The sequence below is a fragment of the Kamptonema formosum PCC 10802 genome (genome assembly GCF_000332335.1).
Lineage (GTDB): Bacteria > Cyanobacteriota > Cyanobacteriia > Cyanobacteriales > Oscillatoriaceae > Oscillatoria.
Genome location: NZ_KB235950.1, coordinates 97,220 through 111,822, shown reverse-complemented (window position 1 = coordinate 111,822; position 14,603 = coordinate 97,220). Strand labels below are relative to the sequence as shown.

General features: G+C 54.4%; 17 protein-coding genes. 6 read left to right on the top strand and 11 right to left on the bottom strand.

What is annotated here, in order from left to right; genetic code table 11:
* Nucleotides 1-2,400, top strand: a 2,400-nt coding sequence (locus OSC10802_RS52045; RefSeq protein WP_017721295.1) for a putative Ig domain-containing protein, incomplete at its 5' end; no start/stop codon positions are given.
* A 130-nt stretch (nucleotides 2,401-2,530) separates the two neighbouring features.
* On the opposite strand, the gene OSC10802_RS0134355 is transcribed toward OSC10802_RS52045, so the two are convergent.
* From OSC10802_RS0134355 to OSC10802_RS0134340, 3 genes are all read right to left on the bottom strand, one after another.
* Nucleotides 2,531-2,908 (bottom strand): DUF309 domain-containing protein, encoded by a 378-nt coding sequence (locus tag OSC10802_RS0134355; protein WP_017721294.1) that lies wholly within the window; start codon nucleotides 2,906-2,908, stop codon nucleotides 2,531-2,533.
* Between the two features lie 218 nt (nucleotides 2,909-3,126).
* A complete protein-coding gene (locus OSC10802_RS0134350; protein WP_017721293.1) occupies nucleotides 3,127-3,492 on the bottom strand; it encodes a ferredoxin thioredoxin reductase catalytic beta subunit in 366 nt (121 codons plus the stop codon).
* Nucleotides 3,493-3,745: 253 nt separating this feature from the next.
* Nucleotides 3,746-4,930 (bottom strand): DUF58 domain-containing protein, encoded by a 1,185-nt coding sequence (locus OSC10802_RS0134340; protein WP_017721292.1) that lies wholly within the window; start codon nucleotides 4,928-4,930, stop codon nucleotides 3,746-3,748.
* A 449-nt stretch (nucleotides 4,931-5,379) separates the two neighbouring features.
* Between OSC10802_RS0134340 and OSC10802_RS0134335 the strand changes: the two genes are divergently transcribed.
* On the top strand, nucleotides 5,380-6,600 hold the full coding sequence (locus OSC10802_RS0134335; protein WP_017721291.1) for a type IV pilus twitching motility protein PilT: 1,221 nt from the start codon (nucleotides 5,380-5,382) through the stop codon (nucleotides 6,598-6,600).
* Between the two features lie 138 nt (nucleotides 6,601-6,738).
* A complete protein-coding gene (locus OSC10802_RS43185) occupies nucleotides 6,739-7,386 on the top strand; it encodes a helix-turn-helix domain-containing protein (protein ID WP_155969094.1) in 648 nt (215 codons plus the stop codon).
* A 5-nt stretch (nucleotides 7,387-7,391) separates the two neighbouring features.
* Here OSC10802_RS43185 and OSC10802_RS47030 read toward each other — a convergent pair whose 3' ends face one another.
* From OSC10802_RS47030 to OSC10802_RS0134305, 6 genes are all read right to left on the bottom strand, one after another.
* Nucleotides 7,392-7,541, bottom strand: a complete 150-nt coding sequence (locus OSC10802_RS47030) for a type II toxin-antitoxin system PemK/MazF family toxin (protein ID WP_082218473.1) — start codon at nucleotides 7,539-7,541, stop codon at nucleotides 7,392-7,394.
* The gene (locus tag OSC10802_RS43180; protein WP_017721289.1) at nucleotides 7,538-7,840 is read right to left on the bottom strand and encodes a hypothetical protein; all 303 of its coding nucleotides are present in this window, start codon (nucleotides 7,838-7,840) and stop codon (nucleotides 7,538-7,540) included. The genes OSC10802_RS47030 and OSC10802_RS43180 overlap by 4 nt, the downstream gene beginning before the upstream one ends.
* 134 nt (nucleotides 7,841-7,974) lie before the next feature.
* The gene (gene typA / locus OSC10802_RS0134320; RefSeq protein WP_017721288.1) at nucleotides 7,975-9,765 is read right to left on the bottom strand and encodes a translational GTPase TypA; all 1,791 of its coding nucleotides are present in this window, start codon (nucleotides 9,763-9,765) and stop codon (nucleotides 7,975-7,977) included.
* A 66-nt stretch (nucleotides 9,766-9,831) separates the two neighbouring features.
* Complete coding sequence (locus OSC10802_RS52040; protein WP_155969092.1) at nucleotides 9,832-9,990, bottom strand: hypothetical protein; 159 nt, start codon at nucleotides 9,988-9,990, stop codon at nucleotides 9,832-9,834.
* Nucleotides 9,962-10,258 (bottom strand): hypothetical protein, encoded by a 297-nt coding sequence (locus OSC10802_RS0134315; RefSeq protein WP_017721287.1) that lies wholly within the window; start codon nucleotides 10,256-10,258, stop codon nucleotides 9,962-9,964. Before OSC10802_RS0134315 ends, OSC10802_RS52040 begins: the two co-directional genes overlap by 29 nt.
* A gap of 87 nt (nucleotides 10,259-10,345) precedes the next feature.
* Nucleotides 10,346-10,519 carry a hypothetical protein gene (locus OSC10802_RS0134305; RefSeq protein ID WP_155969090.1) on the bottom strand — a complete coding sequence of 58 codons (174 nt, stop codon included), beginning with the start codon at nucleotides 10,517-10,519 and terminating at the stop codon, nucleotides 10,346-10,348.
* A 223-nt stretch (nucleotides 10,520-10,742) separates the two neighbouring features.
* On the opposite strand from OSC10802_RS0134305, the gene OSC10802_RS0134300 reads away from it, so the two are divergent.
* Together OSC10802_RS0134300 and OSC10802_RS48290 are read left to right on the top strand one after the other, a co-directional pair.
* Nucleotides 10,743-10,892 carry a hypothetical protein gene (locus OSC10802_RS0134300; RefSeq protein WP_017721285.1) on the top strand — a complete coding sequence of 50 codons (150 nt, stop codon included), beginning with the start codon at nucleotides 10,743-10,745 and terminating at the stop codon, nucleotides 10,890-10,892.
* A 122-nt stretch (nucleotides 10,893-11,014) separates the two neighbouring features.
* Nucleotides 11,015-11,182: a hypothetical protein gene (locus tag OSC10802_RS48290; protein WP_017721284.1), complete on the top strand. Its 168-nt coding sequence runs from the start codon at nucleotides 11,015-11,017 to the stop codon at nucleotides 11,180-11,182.
* Nucleotides 11,183-11,311: 129 nt separating this feature from the next.
* Here OSC10802_RS48290 and OSC10802_RS0134290 read toward each other — a convergent pair whose 3' ends face one another.
* The gene (locus OSC10802_RS0134290) at nucleotides 11,312-11,830 is read right to left on the bottom strand and encodes a DUF29 family protein (protein WP_017721283.1); all 519 of its coding nucleotides are present in this window, start codon (nucleotides 11,828-11,830) and stop codon (nucleotides 11,312-11,314) included.
* Nucleotides 11,831-12,189: 359 nt separating this feature from the next.
* On the opposite strand from OSC10802_RS0134290, the gene OSC10802_RS0134285 reads away from it, so the two are divergent.
* Entirely contained in the window at nucleotides 12,190-12,960 is a 771-nt protein-coding gene (locus OSC10802_RS0134285; protein ID WP_017721282.1) for a hypothetical protein, read from the top strand.
* A gap of 113 nt (nucleotides 12,961-13,073) precedes the next feature.
* Here the strand turns inward: OSC10802_RS0134285 and tftA are convergent, their stop codons facing one another.
* The gene (gene tftA / locus OSC10802_RS0134280; protein ID WP_017721281.1) at nucleotides 13,074-14,435 is read right to left on the bottom strand and encodes a hormogonium tapered terminus morphoprotein TftA; all 1,362 of its coding nucleotides are present in this window, start codon (nucleotides 14,433-14,435) and stop codon (nucleotides 13,074-13,076) included.
* Nucleotides 14,436-14,603 lie beyond the last annotated feature (168 nt).

Here is a 14,603-nt window from a genome sequence, read left to right as displayed (position 1 = left end):
GCAGCGGAAGATACCGCCTTCAACTTCCAAATTCCCGCTTCTACCTTCTCGGATATTGATGCCGGTGACATTTTAACCTATTCAGCCACATTAGCCGGCGGCACTCCCCTACCTTCCTGGCTGACATTTAATGCGGCGACTCGCACCTTCACCGGCACACCTACTAACAGCGATGTTGGCACAATCTCCGTGCAAGTGACAGCTACCGATAGTGCCGGTGCTTCTGTCAGCGATACCTTTAATTTGACAGTCGCCAACACTAACAATGCGCCAACTGTCGTCACCTCGATTCCTGACACACCGGCAGCGGAAGATACCGCCTTCAACTTCCAAATTCCCGCTTCTACCTTCTCGGATATTGATGCCGGTGACATTTTAACATATTCCGCCACATTGGCCGGCGGCACTCCCCTACCTTCCTGGCTGACATTTAATGCGGCGACTCGCACCTTCACCGGCACACCTACTAACAGCGATGTTGGCACAATCTCCGTGCAAGTGACAGCTACCGATAGTGCCGGTGCTTCTGTCAGCGATACCTTTAATTTGACAGTCGCCAACACTAACAATGCGCCAACTGTCGTCACCTCGATTCCTGACACACCGGCAGCGGAAGATACCGCCTTCAACTTCCAAATTCCCGCTTCTACCTTCTCGGATATTGATGCCGGTGACATTTTAACCTATTCAGCCACATTAGCCGGCGGCACTCCCTTACCTTCGTGGCTGACATTTGATGCGACTGCCGGCACCTTCACCGGCACTCCCACTCAGGGCGATGTTGGCACAATCTCCGTGCAGGTGACAGCTACCGATAGTGCCGGTGCTTCTGTCAGCGATACCTTTAATTTGACAGTCGCCAACACTAACGATGCGCCGGCACTCGTCACTCCAATCCCTGACAGATTTGCCGCGCAAGATACCGCCTTTACTTACCTGTTGCCTGTGTCTACCTTTTCGGATGTGGATGCCGGTGACATTTTAACCTATTCAGCCACATTAGCCGGCGGCACTCCCTTACCTTCGTGGCTGACATTTGATGCGACTGCCGGCACCTTCACCGGCACTCCCACTCAGGGCGATGTTGGCACAATCTCCGTGCAGGTGACAGCTACCGATAGTGCCGGTGCCAGCGCCAGCGATATTTTTAACTTCACAGTCACTGCGCCTGCGCCAACTTCTGACGAATCTTGCATTTGCGATCTATTCCCCACGCCAGATTTCGGCACCGGCAGCGCGACTCCCAACTCCGTTGCGCAAACCCTCAATGGCACAGAGGGAGACGATTCCCTCAACGGCACAGAAGTCGGCGAAGCTATCAATGGTTTGGGTGGCAATGACACCCTCGCTGCCAGTGATGGCAATGATAACTTAGACGGAGGCAGTGGCAATGACTTGCTCTATGGCAATCAGGGCGCTGACTTCGCCAATGGCGATATAGGCAATGATACCATATATGGGGGCAAGGATGGTGACGCTTTATTAGGCGGCGATGGCAGTGATATCCTCCTGGGCGACATCGGGGCAGACACCCTCTATGGCGGGGATGGCAACGATCTTTTGTTTGGCAATACGGGTGACGATTTCATCGGCGGAAGCCTGGGGGACGATACTATTTATGGTGGCCAGGATAATGACGCTTTATTAGGTGGAGCCGGCAATGATATCCTTCTGGGCGATTTGGGTAACGATACCCTAATCGGGCGCAGCGGCGATGACCTTTTGTTCGGCAGCGCCGGCGCTGATTTTATCGGCGGAAGCCTTGGCAGCGATACGATTTATGGGGGCATGGACAGCGACATTCTCAAAGGCGGTGCCGACAATGATACTGTCCTGGGCGACATTGGGGATGACACCATCTGTGGCGGTGACGGCGAGGATGCTTTGTTCGGCAATGTTGGCGCTGATTTGATAGATGGGTGTGCCGGCAATGACACCATCAATGCCGGCCAAGACAGCGATACCGTACTCGGCAACACCGGCAGCGATCTCCTCGATGGTGACGCCGGCGATGATTATCTCGCCGGCAACCAAGGCGCTGACACCCTCAATGGCGGTGACGGCAATGACACCCTCAATGGCGGCAAGGATAATGACATCCTCACGGGTGACACTGGCGATGACTGGCTGCGCGGGGATTTCGGCAACGACACCCTTATTGGCGGTGGCAATCTCGACACGTTTGTCTTGACAGAAGGCTACGGAAGTGATATAATATTAGACTTCCAAAATGGGGAAGATTTGCTCGGATTAGCCGCCGGTTTGACGTTCAGTCAGCTCGCAATTACCCAAAGCAGCGGTGCCACTTTAATCAGTATTGCCAGCAGCGGTGAAGTCTTGGCATCCCTTCAGGGAGTGCAAAGCAATCTCATCGGGGTTGAGGATTTCACCCTCATCTAAAACAGGGCGGCATACCTTGTTATTCGGGAGCGTCCCACTTTTTTAAATAGGCGGTTGGGGTGGGTTACCTAAGAGGGAACCCACCCTACTTTTCTTGGCGATCCTTCACAGGGGCGGTTCACCAGACAGTCTAGCTACTTTTGGCAACTGCAATACCAAACGAGCCCACAGCAAAATCAGCCACTTTTTCTGGCCCTGCCTGTTGCAAATTCCCTAAAAGTTCCGCACTTTGCGCCACTAATTCCTTGACATCAATGCCAAAATATGCTGGCTGATAGGAGCGCAGCCGGCTGATTCCTTCTCCCAGCAAGATTGCGGCACCGCGCCAGTTGCCGTTGCCGAGGTGATAGAGGGCGACGGAAATTTGCAGCACGCCCTGATAAAAAGTGCGTTCTGGTTCTGACGCCTCCATCCACAAAGCTTCTAAGGTATCGTGACAGGCGTAGAACTCTTGCCGGTTGAACTGCTCTACGCCTTGCCAAAACTCATCTGGTATTGCTTCGGACATTCCCCTCTACCGCTCCATTTTTTGCCTCGCACATTATCAGGGGGATTGAAAAATTTTCGGCTATTATCCCTCCCCTTTCTTACTCCCCCTCCCCGCATGCGGGGAGGGGGTTGGGGGGTGGGGTTCCTCCGACATCCCGCACTACCGCTACATTTTCTCGCTGCCTAAATTTGGCTCCTTTAGCTCAAAAGCCGCCCAGAAAGAGGCTTGCCGCTGATTTAACCAATATTTTGGGTGTGAGTTTTGATTTCTTCGAGCGAAATTTCTTGCTGGTCACCGGCAAAGTCGTTCTCTGGGGTGAGAAACAGCATGCAGTGGCACTCTTTGCGCTCGCGCATGGGGACGCACGGGCAATTCCAGAAAGCTGCTTTCACTTCGGCTTCCTTGTCTTCGTAGTGCCGGCAGGGACACAGGGGCGAGCCGAGTTCGTCTTTATGTCTGGCCAGCCCTTCGATCACCACAGCGGTCACCGAGGGGTCAACGCAGAAGTAGGTGCCGGTGCGCTTGGCGTAGGTTTCCGAGAAGTGCCGCATTGCCTCCAGGGTTTTATCCCTGTCTTGGATTGGGGTTTCTGTTTTGTTCATGAAAGCAGATCTCAAGGGCGATCGAAGTCTTCCTTTGCATTTTACCGCAGTGCTCAACCGTCCGCCTTCAGCAATGAGTCGCACCAGCCAAAGCTCAGCTTGCCGCTTTTGAGCGAGTTGCCCACCGGGGGAGCATCCCGGTTGTGCAAACAAGCCCAAATGAATGCGACGCTAATTTCAGCAGGGGGCAGGAGGAGAAGATTTTTGGCCAGCGAATCAAAGGAAACGGGATTGAAACACTCTCGTTCCCCCTTTACCTCAGCGGGGACTGCAGCTGCAGTTGCAGGGGTTTGTCAGGCTGGATCTCAATGCCCGGTTTGTCCCGGTTCACCGGCATTTTTTCCCCGTCCTCAACGGGAGCCGCCGGTGCCCACAGCACCCACCGGCTCCCTGGTGGCAGGGAATTCAGGCTCACAGGATTTTGAGTCAGCCAGATCGAGGGCAACTCTGGCAGAGCCCCAGATCGGGCATCCTCACCAAAGCCGGTGCCGGCGAGGGTTTCCAAAACGACTTTGTGCCCGTGAACCAAGCCGGTGCCCGCTGTCCACAGTTGCGCAGAAAGCTGAGTCCGGCTGGCGTAGAAGTACAGCGAAACAGCCGCTGTAACGGCTTGCTCAAAGTCCTCCGGACGCCACATCCAGGCGCTGTCCAAGGCGATGATAATTTCTTTCCCGCCGGTGGAAACCTCTAACTCGCGCACCCGCAATTCGCCATACCGGGCGCTGCTGCGCCAGTGGATCAGGCGGGTCGGGTCGCCAAACCGGTAGGGGCGCAGTGTGCGGGTGATGCCTTCGGTTGCCATTTGAGACCGGCGATCGCTGTGGGGCAAGGGGCTGTTTTGCTGGCCAATTTCATCGATTAGGGGGCAGCTCTTTATGGGTAAAACCGCAGGGTAGACAAAGGCAGTGGCTTTGGCGTACTGGCTGCGCCGGCACCAAAACAGTCCCAGGGGCGTTCCTGTGCGCAGCTGTATCTCATCCCAGCGGTAGATCCCCCTTCTGCTGGCCTCCTGATAGTATACCCACAGATAAACCCCTTGGGGGGGGATGCTTTCGATGGTGCTGGCCGGCGGCTGCCCCAAAACGTAGGGGAGAACGTCCCGGACTTGCAGCAGAGTCTTCGGTTGGGGAGTTGGATTTTCGATTTCGATTTCAACCGTCAGCTGGTCGCCAACACTCACCGGCTCCACGGGACGCCGGCGGACCGTTATCTGGCGCAGGGCTCGCACCGGCAAAACCGCTGCAATTGCCAGCAGCGCCAAACTGACACCGCTGATCGCGTAAAGCCACCCCGCCATTGTATTCGTCGCCGCTGCAAAGAAGAAAATGGCCAGCCCTCCCAGCAGCCAGCCGGCGTAAGCGGGGCTCGCCCAGTGGCTTTCCAGCCAGTCTGCGACGCGCCGGCGCACCCGTCCGGCAATTCGCTCAGTGATGTTCATAAAACGTCCCTTTTGCCTGGGTAGATTCGCACACTATAACGTTTGTATTTGAGTTGTGAAAGCCTAGAAACCGGGTTTCTGCCCTGGAAGAGAGGTTTCGTGGGGCTAAAGCCCAACTACAAACTTTGGGGCTAAAGCCCAACTACAAACTTTGGGGCTAAAGCCCAACTACAAACTTTGGGGCTAAAGCCCAACTACAAACTTTGGGGCTAAAGCCCAACTACAAACTTTGGGGCTAAAGCCCAACTACAAACGCTGCGGCCCGGAGAGCCATCCCCGGAGGCGGGCTGAACTCGACGCACTGCCGGTGGATTTTTTATAATTATAAGTACCAGCGCGGATGATTTTAGAGCCAATTTTTATTATATCACTTCAGGAAAAGAGCATCTATTCATCTCACAACCTCTGTCATCCGTAACAGCGATACCCCGCCTTAGAAAGAAAAGGAAATGGACAAAATGAATGCTTCTGCTGCGCCCGGATCTCCGGCTAATCGACCCCCCAACGCGCCGCCGCCACCACCACCGCCGCCACCGCTGAGAGGGGCAGGCCAAGCCCAAGCGGCCACTCACCCCACTTCCATTCAGCAGATGGTCAAAGACGCCCACGCTCATAAAGCCTCTGACATTCACATTCGAGTCGGGCAAGTTCCCCGATTTCGGATTCGGGGCGAAATGGTGCCGGCGACGGATCAGCTAAAGGTGACGCGAGAAATTTTAGAGCAGTACCTGGCAGAAATATTAACGCCGGTGCAGCGAAAACAGTTCGCAGAAACCAAGGAACTGGATACGGCAATTTTCTACCCAGGCTTTGTGCGGTGCCGGGTGAATTGTTTTGACTCCCTGACCGGCGGCGCGATGGTCCTGCGGCTGATCAGCCTGCATGTGCCTTCCATTGATGATTTGTGGCTGCCGCCCGTCCTGAAAAAAATCGTCAGCTCCCATCAGGGGCTGATCCTAGTAACCGGCCCGACCGGCTCAGGAAAATCGACCACTTTGGCGGCAATGATCCGCCAGCTCAACGAGACAGAAGCCAGACACATTGTAACAGTTGAAGACCCGATTGAGTTCGTGCACACCTCGCAAAAATGCCTGATCAGCCAGCGAGAAGTGGGGCTGCACACGGTGGACTTTCACCAAGCTTTGCGGGCGGTATTGCGGGAAGATCCGGACGTAATTCTAATTGGGGAAATGCGCGACCGGATTACGGTTAACACCGCCCTGCAAGCCGCCCAAACAGGGCACTTGGTGATGGGCACCCTGCACACTCGCAACGCCATCAACGCCATTAACCGGCTGCTGAACCTGTTCAACCCCGATGAGCAGCCGTCGGTGCGCATCCAGATATTAGAATCTCTGGTGGCGGTGATTGCCCAACTGCTGCTCAAGACTACGGATGGGCGTCGCACTGCAGTCCACGACATTTTAATCAACACGCCGGCGATGCAGGATTACCTGCTCAAAGGTGAGGAGGATGAGGCGCAGCGGCTAATGGCAACCGACACGATTGAGGGCATGCAGATCATGAATGTGGCGCTTTATGAACAAGTGCTCATGGGGCGAGTCACTATCGAGGATGCGATGAGCATTTCTCCAGAGCCCAACGATCTAGAGCGCCGGTTGCGCACCGGCGGCTATGACTCGTCTCGCTCTCCTCGCGATTTTGCCTGAGTTCGCAGTAGGGCTTTAGCCCAAAGGTTCGCAGTTGGGCTTTAGCCCAAAGGTTCGTAGTTGGGCTTTAGCCCAAAAGTTCGCAGTTGGGCTTTAGCCCAAAGGTTCGCAGTTGGGCTTTAGCCCAAAGGTTCGTAGTTGGGCTTTAGCCCAAAGGTTCGCAGTTGGGCTTTAGCCCAACCGGCAACTGGGCTGCCCGACTGCAACGATTATAGCACACTCTTGAGACTTGCAGGAGAATTCCCCCATAACAGTTGCTTAGTGCTGCTCAGTTGGGAGCCCCCAAAAGACATCACTGCATTAAGAGGTGAGAGCTCACCTGTCCGCACATTATACCTCGATGGTTTAGGTGCGGCATCTGCTGAACTTCTCCGAGAAAAAGGTTTGCGGGACGAGGAGAAATGGCCAGACCTGATTGACACCTACCGGGGCAATCCCTTATGGTTAAACCTAGTTGCCACCCTGATTCAAGAATTATTTAGGGGCGGGGTTGCAGAATTCCTGAAATATGATAAGCTATTCTTAGGGGAAGAATTGGCGGCTCTCTTACACCGGCATTTCGATCGCCTGTCGGAGTTAGAGAAAGCCGTGATGTCCCGCCTTGCGAGTCAAGGCGAGCCGGTGACTGTTTCCCAATTGCTAGAACACACGCAGCTATCGCCGTCTGAAGTCTTCAGTGCGGTGCAGTCTTTGAGCCGGCGCTCATTGATTGAAAAACAGGAACAGGGGGATGAAACCCTTTTCACCCTGTCGCCGGCGATCCAACAGTATGTGAAAAACATTTAATCTGCTCATAGGAGAGGGGGAGGCGGAGGGTGCCGGTGTGCGTATCGATTAATTCTGTCAATAGAAAGTACCAAAACAGGTCGTGTGCCGGCTCGCTCCCTACCTGGTACTGGGTCGAGATTTACAAAATATATCTGGCCTCTGTGGACGCTCATAAGCCTTCCAAGCCATCCATATCAGTCACGGCAAACTCTTCATTGATGGCAGCTATCTCAGCCTGAATTTGTGGGTCGTTTGCCATCGCCACAATATGCTCTTCTTCAATTAAGACCTCAGAAAAGCCTTCTGGTTTCGAGAGATTGGGAAAAGCAGAGGGAAATACACGCTTCATCCTAGCTTCGAGCCGGTTTAATTTCCCAAAAATCTCAAGCATCGCTTCCTTAATTTCACGCATCTCGGCAGCCAGATGCTCGGCTTCTTCATGAGTTGCAGGCAATAACTCTTTTTCTGTCATAGGAGATACTCCGCACTAATCATAAGAGCGTTTGCCGGTTGTAGGGTAAGGGACTAGAGAGCTGGTTGCTTATTGATTTTTCTCTCGTTCCCAGGCAAACTGAAGGGTGGGCGCAGCCCACCCTATCAGTTATCTTAACGCTTCACCAACTTCTTGCTCAGCTTCCGCAGGCGAATCGACTTCGGCGTCACTTCCACCAACTCATCGGGTCCGATGTACTCCAGAGCGCGCTCCAGACTCATGTCCACCGGCGCTTGCAGCTGCACCAGTTCCTCACCGCCAGACGCGCGGTGGTTCGTCAGCTGCTTCGTCTTGCAGACATTGAGATCCAAATCTTGCGGGCGGTTGTGCTCGCCGACAATCATCCCCTTATACACCCGCGTTCCCGGCGTGATAAAGAACACCCCGCGATCTTCAGCATTCTTCATCGCATAGAACGTCGCCACGCCTTCCTCAAACGAAATCAGCACGCCATTGCGCCGCGCTTCAATATCGCCGATGATAGGCCGGTAGTCCAGGAAGCTGTGGTTCATAATCCCTTCCCCGCGAGTCAGGCGCATGAACTCGCCCCGGAAACCAATCAGCCCCCGCGCCGGAATGGCAAATTCCAGCTGGGTGCGCCCATTCCCGCCAACGCGCATGTCCTGCATTTCGCCCTTGCGCTGTCCGAGTCGCTCAATGCAGCTTCCCACAGCGTCTTCCGGCACATCCAGCACCAGACACTCGAATGGCTCACACGGCTGACCGCTGACTTCCCGGTAAATCACTTGCGGCTGGGATACCTGGAACTCATAGTCCTCGCGGCGCATGGTTTCAATCAGGATGCCCAAGTGCAGCTCGCCGCGCCCGGACACCAGGAATTTGTCGGGGGAGTCGGTTTCTTCCACGCGCAGGGCGACGTTGGTTTCCAGTTCGCGGAAGAGGCGGTCCCGCAATTGCCGGGAGGTGACAAACTTCCCTTCCTGACCGGCAAACGGGGAATCGTTCACCGAGAAGGTCATCTGCAACGTCGGCTCGTCCACCTTAATCAGCGGCAAAGCTTGCGGCTCGTTGGGACAGGTAATCGTCTCGCCAATATTGGCGTCGGCAAAACCGGCAACCGCCACAATATTGCCGGCTGAGGCTTCTTCAACATCAATCCGCTTCAGCCCTTCAAAGCCCATCAATTTTGTGACTTTTGCCTTGACAATTGCGCCGCTTTCTGTTACGAGCGCGGCTAGCTGGCCGGCTTTGATGCTGCCGTTGTGGATGCGCCCAATAACGATCCGCCCCAGATATTCCGAATAGTCCAGGGTGGTGACTTGCAGCTGCAGCGGCTTGTTGAGGTCGCCCACCGGCGGCGGTACGTGGTCGAGGATGGCCTCAAACAGGGGCTGCATGTCTTTGGCTTCTTCGTCGAGCTCTTTTTTGGCCGTGCCGTTGAGCCCCGATCCGAACAGGTACGGGAATTCGCACTGATCTTCATCAGCGCCCAGTTCCAGGAACAGATCGAGCACTTTATCAATAGCGCCGTAGGGATCTGCTTGGGGACGGTCGATTTTGTTGACGAAGACAATCGGGCGCAGTCCCTTTTCCAGGGCTTTTTTGAGGACGAAGCGGGTTTGGGGCATTGGCCCTTCGTTGGCGTCCACAATCAGCAAGCAGCCGTCCACCATGCCGAGCACCCGCTCGACTTCGCCGCCAAAGTCGGCGTGTCCGGGGGTGTCCACGATGTTGATCAGGGTGTCTTTGTATTTGACTGCAGTATTTTTGGACAGGATGGTGATCCCGCGCTCCCGCTCAATCGCGTTGGAGTCCATGACGCAATCTGGTACGTCTTCCCCTTCGCGGAAGATGCCGGATTGTTTGAGCAAGGCGTCAACGAGGGTGGTTTTGCCGTGATCGACGTGGGCGATGATAGCGACGTTGCGAATGGGGAGAGACATAAGGTGTCAGGGACAACTAGCAGAATGTGACTGGGAATCGCAGTCTGTTTAAATAACTTAATAATTTTAGCTTATGTCTGTGCCGGCTGAGCCGGTGCGCAGTGGTGTAAAAGCCGCACTCCCCACCGGCGTCCCGCCGGCCTTCCCGGAGGCCCGCCGGCCCAATCCCTTGGGCCCATCCCGCAGCCGGTGGCTTTCAGAAGGTGTCCAGCCAGTAGTGGGCATTGCGGTAAGCTTCTCGAAGTGACACCAGCCCTTCCTGGGACAGCGCATGCTTGAAGACGCTCACCAATGGGCCCCAAATGTATAGTTCGGCAAGGGAATGGGCGAGTTCAAATTTTTCCTTGTAAAAGGCCAACCAGAAGGGGGGAGCTTGGTCTTTGTTGGACTTCCAGCGCTTGCGCCACCGGAGATAATCCGCGCTGTCGGGCGGATCTACTCCCAAAACCGGCGGCAAGTCGGCATAACTGACGGGAGCATCCCATTTGTGCAAATCTGCGCATGGGATGCGATAATGATTTCAGCAGGGGGTCGGAGGAGAAGATTTTTGGCCAGCTGAATCCCGGAAACGGGATTGAAACTAACTGACAAACTTGCTGAACTTCTCGCCAATCACGAGCATTGCATTGGCCCAGTAGCGAATTTCTTCTATTTGCTCCACTGTGACGTTAAGGAGCAGTGCCAGCGCTTCCACCGTGGCGAAGCGGGCCATTGGATGGGGATTTGTTGCTTCGTGCTTGATCAGTGCTACCATCAGAGATGACCTCCAGAGGGTTCTAGCCTCCATAGGGGGTTATTTTCCCACGACAGTGGGAAATTTTTCTAAGCCGTCGCCCTTCAGTTTGGTAAGTCCGGAGGGCGACTGCCTTTATCATGGTACTTAGTATAGTTGAAGCACCGGCGGCCTGTCAAGAGGGGAATGGGTCAGATTGCGGAGCGAGGAGTTGGCCGCTAGAGAGGGCTGGACGCTAAAGGAAATGTCTGACCGCTCAGCAGTCCTCTACCGCACGATTAAAACTTATGCCGTCTCTCCTGGAATGACAGTGGCTGACTTGGCTGCCCCGATCGGGTTGGCGCAGGCGTTTGACGTGCTGATAGAAGACTTATTCGAGGTCATAGAAGATTAGGTGAGGGCCCGGTCAGGTGGCCATTTGGCTGTGGGCACCGGCATGGGGGCAGCCGGTGGGACAGTGAGAGTGTGGCGAGAGATTTCGCGCTGAGAAAGCCGGTCAAACTATCATCACGGAGCGTGCACCGAGAAAAACTGGATGAGTTGCTGTCTCAGCGCGGCAGTGAGGCAATTTACAATTTGGGACAGTGGCTTAACGCTTTGGGATTGAAAATAACGGTGACTGTTTGTGAGAGCGCCAGTGAAAGTGCCACAGAGGTTTCCAGCAGTTCTGAAGTGCCGGTGTAATAATATTAGAATGAGGAGGGAAGATAGGGATATAGCAATTTTCAGTTGGATGAAGAGTACGCCCCAGAAACCCGGTTTCTTAAAGAAACTGGGTTTCTCAGTACCTCAAATATGAAAAACTATATAAGTCTACTGCTCGCCTTGTTTCCAATCTTCCCCACCCGGTAATTCAGCTAAATGCTCATCGATAACCTCAGGTAAATCGCCGGCTGAATAGACATAAGTGAGAGCCAGCAACTTCTGAGCCGCAGCGATTATTTGCGCTCTGTCGAGTAATTGTGCGAGCTGGAACGGACTTAATCGCCCACCCCGCACTTCCGCACTAGCCGGACGGATTGCTGCCTTGAGGCATTCTTCCAGGACTGGCTCCCACTCATGTTCTTTGATGTAGTAAGAGGTCTTGTTATCCTTGAGATTCAGCTGTTGAATTTGTTGAACAGAATCTCCGATAGAGGCAGCCCAAGAATTGGTCAGTCGCTGCTCGACTTGATTTTTAATCAAGTGAACCACCAGCCTGACAGTAAAAGATTTGAGATTCCGCAATATTGCCTGTTTGCTCATTCCCTCTAGCTCATCCACAAGTGCCAAAGCGTCCTCATAGCGCCCTTCCAGAATGCTATTTCTTAAGTCGGTTAGTTCCTGAGTCATAACGGTTTCCTTCACTTGCCGGGGGTGATAAGCTTAATATAACACGAATGCCAAAGCAGCCGGCATTGGGTGCGTGCCTTGGCTCTCTGGCGGTTGGAAACCGCAGCGATACAAACCAAACCCGCCTTCGCGGGTTTTGAAGCCCTAGATGTGAGGGCAAAAATGAGATAGCCGGCACTTGGGTGAGAAAGCCGGCTTGTTTAACAAACCGGCTTTCTGGAATTTTAGTGAAAGGGTAGCGGCTGAGCGCCGGCACGTCTGCTTGACTGTGAAACCTCGCCAAGTGTCACAAAAGATCGAGATGCCGGTGCAAAAAACATTCAGAATAGAGATAACGCATTCAGGCAGAGGTGAAGGGGATGTATTTCAGTTTCGCCGGCTTCACAGCTGGACTCGTGATTTTGCTGCTGCTGGCATTTGGCATACTGCAATGGTTGCACATACCCGCCGGCAGCTTTCTCGACTGGGTAATAGGCGGGGCGAGTTTTTGGTGGCTGCTGATCATTGTCACTGTACCTTGGAATATTCACTTTCAAGCCAAAGAGGTTTTAGCAGAAGCGGAACAGTCAGCTGAAAAAGGAATTGCCGTTGATGCCAAGCAAATCAAATACGTCAAAGTCTTGGCGAAGCGATCGCTGCTAGCAGCTATCGCACTCCACTTGCTTTCAGCTGCGGGATTTTACGCTCTCGCCATCACCGGCATCAGTGCGGTTGGCTACATCAGTTCTGGCGCGGCATTGCTGCTAACCTTCCTGCCACCGGCAGTGCGAGCTTATGAATATCTGGCGGCGCGACTGGCGATGATTGGAGAGCGAGTCAAGTACCCTCGCGAAGATGTTGTGGAACTGCGCAATCGGGTTGCCGGTTTGGAGTCAGCCGTCAAGAACCTGCAAGAACAGCTGGACCCCAACAGTGAAAGTTCTTGGACCTCGGCGCAACAGCGGCAATTAGAAGGCGCTCGCAACGATTTAACTCGAATTGCGGCGTCTTTAGAGCAATTGCGAGCTGCAAATCAAGCGGAGCACGACCGGCTGGGGCGGGAAGCGCAGAATGCGATCGCGCAGCTGAACGCCGACAGCCAATTTCTCGACCGGGTTCGCGAAATCATTCGCTTTTTCAAAGAGGCATAATTGGGCATGGGGCATGGGGCATTGGGCATGGTTAAAAACAATCAATCCCAATCCAAAAGCCCCAATTTACAATCCGAAATCCGGGTATCCCCAATGCCCATTACCCGATTATTTTACAGCAAACCAGCCTCTTCATAGAGGCGTCTGAGCAGCGCCATAATCTTCTTGCCATAGTGCAAGTCTGGCGACCAGCGCCCGCTGAGGTGTTCTACCGTGGGGGCTATTCCCCGGGTGAGAAAGCGAAACCTCGGAGCGACGGCTTCCTGCACTAAAGGTTCCTTAGTAGCGTAGCCTTTTAGATGCTGGATGTGCGCTCTTACGCCAATTCTGGGACTGGGAAAAGAGCCTCCTGAAGCGCCGGTACTAATGCCGCCCAAACCGCCAAAGTTGTTTTGTGCCGGTTTGAGCGATCCGCCAAAGCTGAGAAAGTTTGTCTCCAGGCACATTTGACAGAAGGCGAGGTCATAGTTGATGCCTTCAATAATGCCTTCTTCTCGGTAGAGCTTGGCGATATCTTTAGCAAGTTCTGGAAACTGAATCAGGGCAGCTTCATTGTTGGCTTTGAGAAACATCATGAGCTGCAATTCGGTGGTGTTTCCCGGACCGGCGATCCGGTCGAGCTGACGCCGGCACACATTTAGGATAGAGCGGAGAGCGACTGTGCCGGTGGCGGCGTCCCAGCGGACAGAGATATTGAATTCCCGCAGTTCGATAGCTCGGATATAAACAATATTTCTGTGGGAGACGCGGCGGATTTGGGGAACTTGAGAGAGATCGACCCCCAAGCTATCTGCGAGATCGATGGGAATGCAGGCGTTGCCATTGACAATCGCGCCCTCTTCGCCATAAAGTTGACCGTTAAGGTTGATATTGCACGGGCGATAGGTGTCTGCCGGCTGGGGAGCGAGAGGGTTCCCCGCACCGATCCATACCGCCAGTCCGTCTGCAATGCCGGCGGCTATGTCGCGGCGTCGATTTTGGATCAGGTAGCGGTCATCGGGGTTGGGGAGGGAGCCAACTTCCATCAGCAGGGAGGGGATGACAATTCCCCGGCAGAATGGTAAACTGCCGGAAGTGGTGGCGGTATCTGGTTTAGCTCCCCGATCTGGCAGTTGGGGAACTCGGCCCACAAGGGCGAGCAGCAGCTGTTCAGCATCCCCTTTCCGCTCGGAGTTGCCGGCGATGTAGAAGACGGAGGCTCCCCGGAGAGTTGGGTTGGAAGAGGTGCCGGTGTGGAGTTCCAGGGCGCAGTCCCCCAGGCGCTGGCGAGCGTTGATCCATTCGATGGTTTGCCGGCTATTCAGATCGTCGGGAACCGCAAGAACTTCCACGGAGCGGGAGCGCAACTCAGCCGCTACCAGATCGCGCAGCTGGATCATTTCTCTGGCTTCTGTGGTGGGGCTGGCAATTGTCCCTGTATCCGTGGGTTTCCCGTCATAGCCGCCGTGACCGGCGGAAAGAAAAATTCGTCTCATACGGTGTTTCCTTTTGTGACAGAGCTCTCTCACTTTCAGGAACTAGCATAATTGGTTGCGCTCTGTTCGGGTTGGCGCAGGACCGGCCAGAACGCCTGTCCCCATTGTCGGTGTCTCTTGACGTAGGACCGGCCAGAACGCCTGTCCCTATTCCCCCCATCTCAATGA

Excerpts from the sequence above, each read along its gene's own strand:
- OSC10802_RS0134300 (WP_017721285.1), top strand. The coding sequence starts at position 10,743 with ATGTCTGACCGCTCAGCAGTCCTCTACCGCACGATTAAAACTTATGCC.
- OSC10802_RS0134355 (WP_017721294.1), bottom strand. The coding sequence starts at position 2,908 with ATGTCCGAAGCAATACCAGATGAGTTTTGGCAAGGCGTAGAGCAGTTC.
- OSC10802_RS0134305 (WP_155969090.1), bottom strand. The coding sequence starts at position 10,519 with ATGGTAGCACTGATCAAGCACGAAGCAACAAATCCCCATCCAATGGCC.
- OSC10802_RS43180 (WP_017721289.1), bottom strand. The coding sequence starts at position 7,840 with ATGACAGAAAAAGAGTTATTGCCTGCAACTCATGAAGAAGCCGAGCAT.
- OSC10802_RS47030 (WP_082218473.1), bottom strand. The coding sequence starts at position 7,541 with ATGAGCGTCCACAGAGGCCAGATATATTTTGTAAATCTCGACCCAGTA.
- OSC10802_RS52040 (WP_155969092.1), bottom strand. The coding sequence starts at position 9,990 with ATGCCCACTACTGGCTGGACACCTTCTGAAAGCCACCGGCTGCGGGAT.
- tftA (WP_017721281.1), bottom strand. The coding sequence starts at position 14,435 with ATGAGACGAATTTTTCTTTCCGCCGGTCACGGCGGCTATGACGGGAAA.
- typA (WP_017721288.1), bottom strand. The coding sequence starts at position 9,765 with ATGTCTCTCCCCATTCGCAACGTCGCTATCATCGCCCACGTCGATCAC.
- OSC10802_RS0134290 (WP_017721283.1), bottom strand. The coding sequence starts at position 11,830 with ATGACTCAGGAACTAACCGACTTAAGAAATAGCATTCTGGAAGGGCGC.
- OSC10802_RS0134335 (WP_017721291.1), top strand. The coding sequence starts at position 5,380 with ATGGACAAAATGAATGCTTCTGCTGCGCCCGGATCTCCGGCTAATCGA.
- OSC10802_RS0134350 (WP_017721293.1), bottom strand. The coding sequence starts at position 3,492 with ATGAACAAAACAGAAACCCCAATCCAAGACAGGGATAAAACCCTGGAG.
- OSC10802_RS0134340 (WP_017721292.1), bottom strand. The coding sequence starts at position 4,930 with ATGAACATCACTGAGCGAATTGCCGGACGGGTGCGCCGGCGCGTCGCA.
- OSC10802_RS0134285 (WP_017721282.1), top strand. The coding sequence starts at position 12,190 with ATGTATTTCAGTTTCGCCGGCTTCACAGCTGGACTCGTGATTTTGCTG.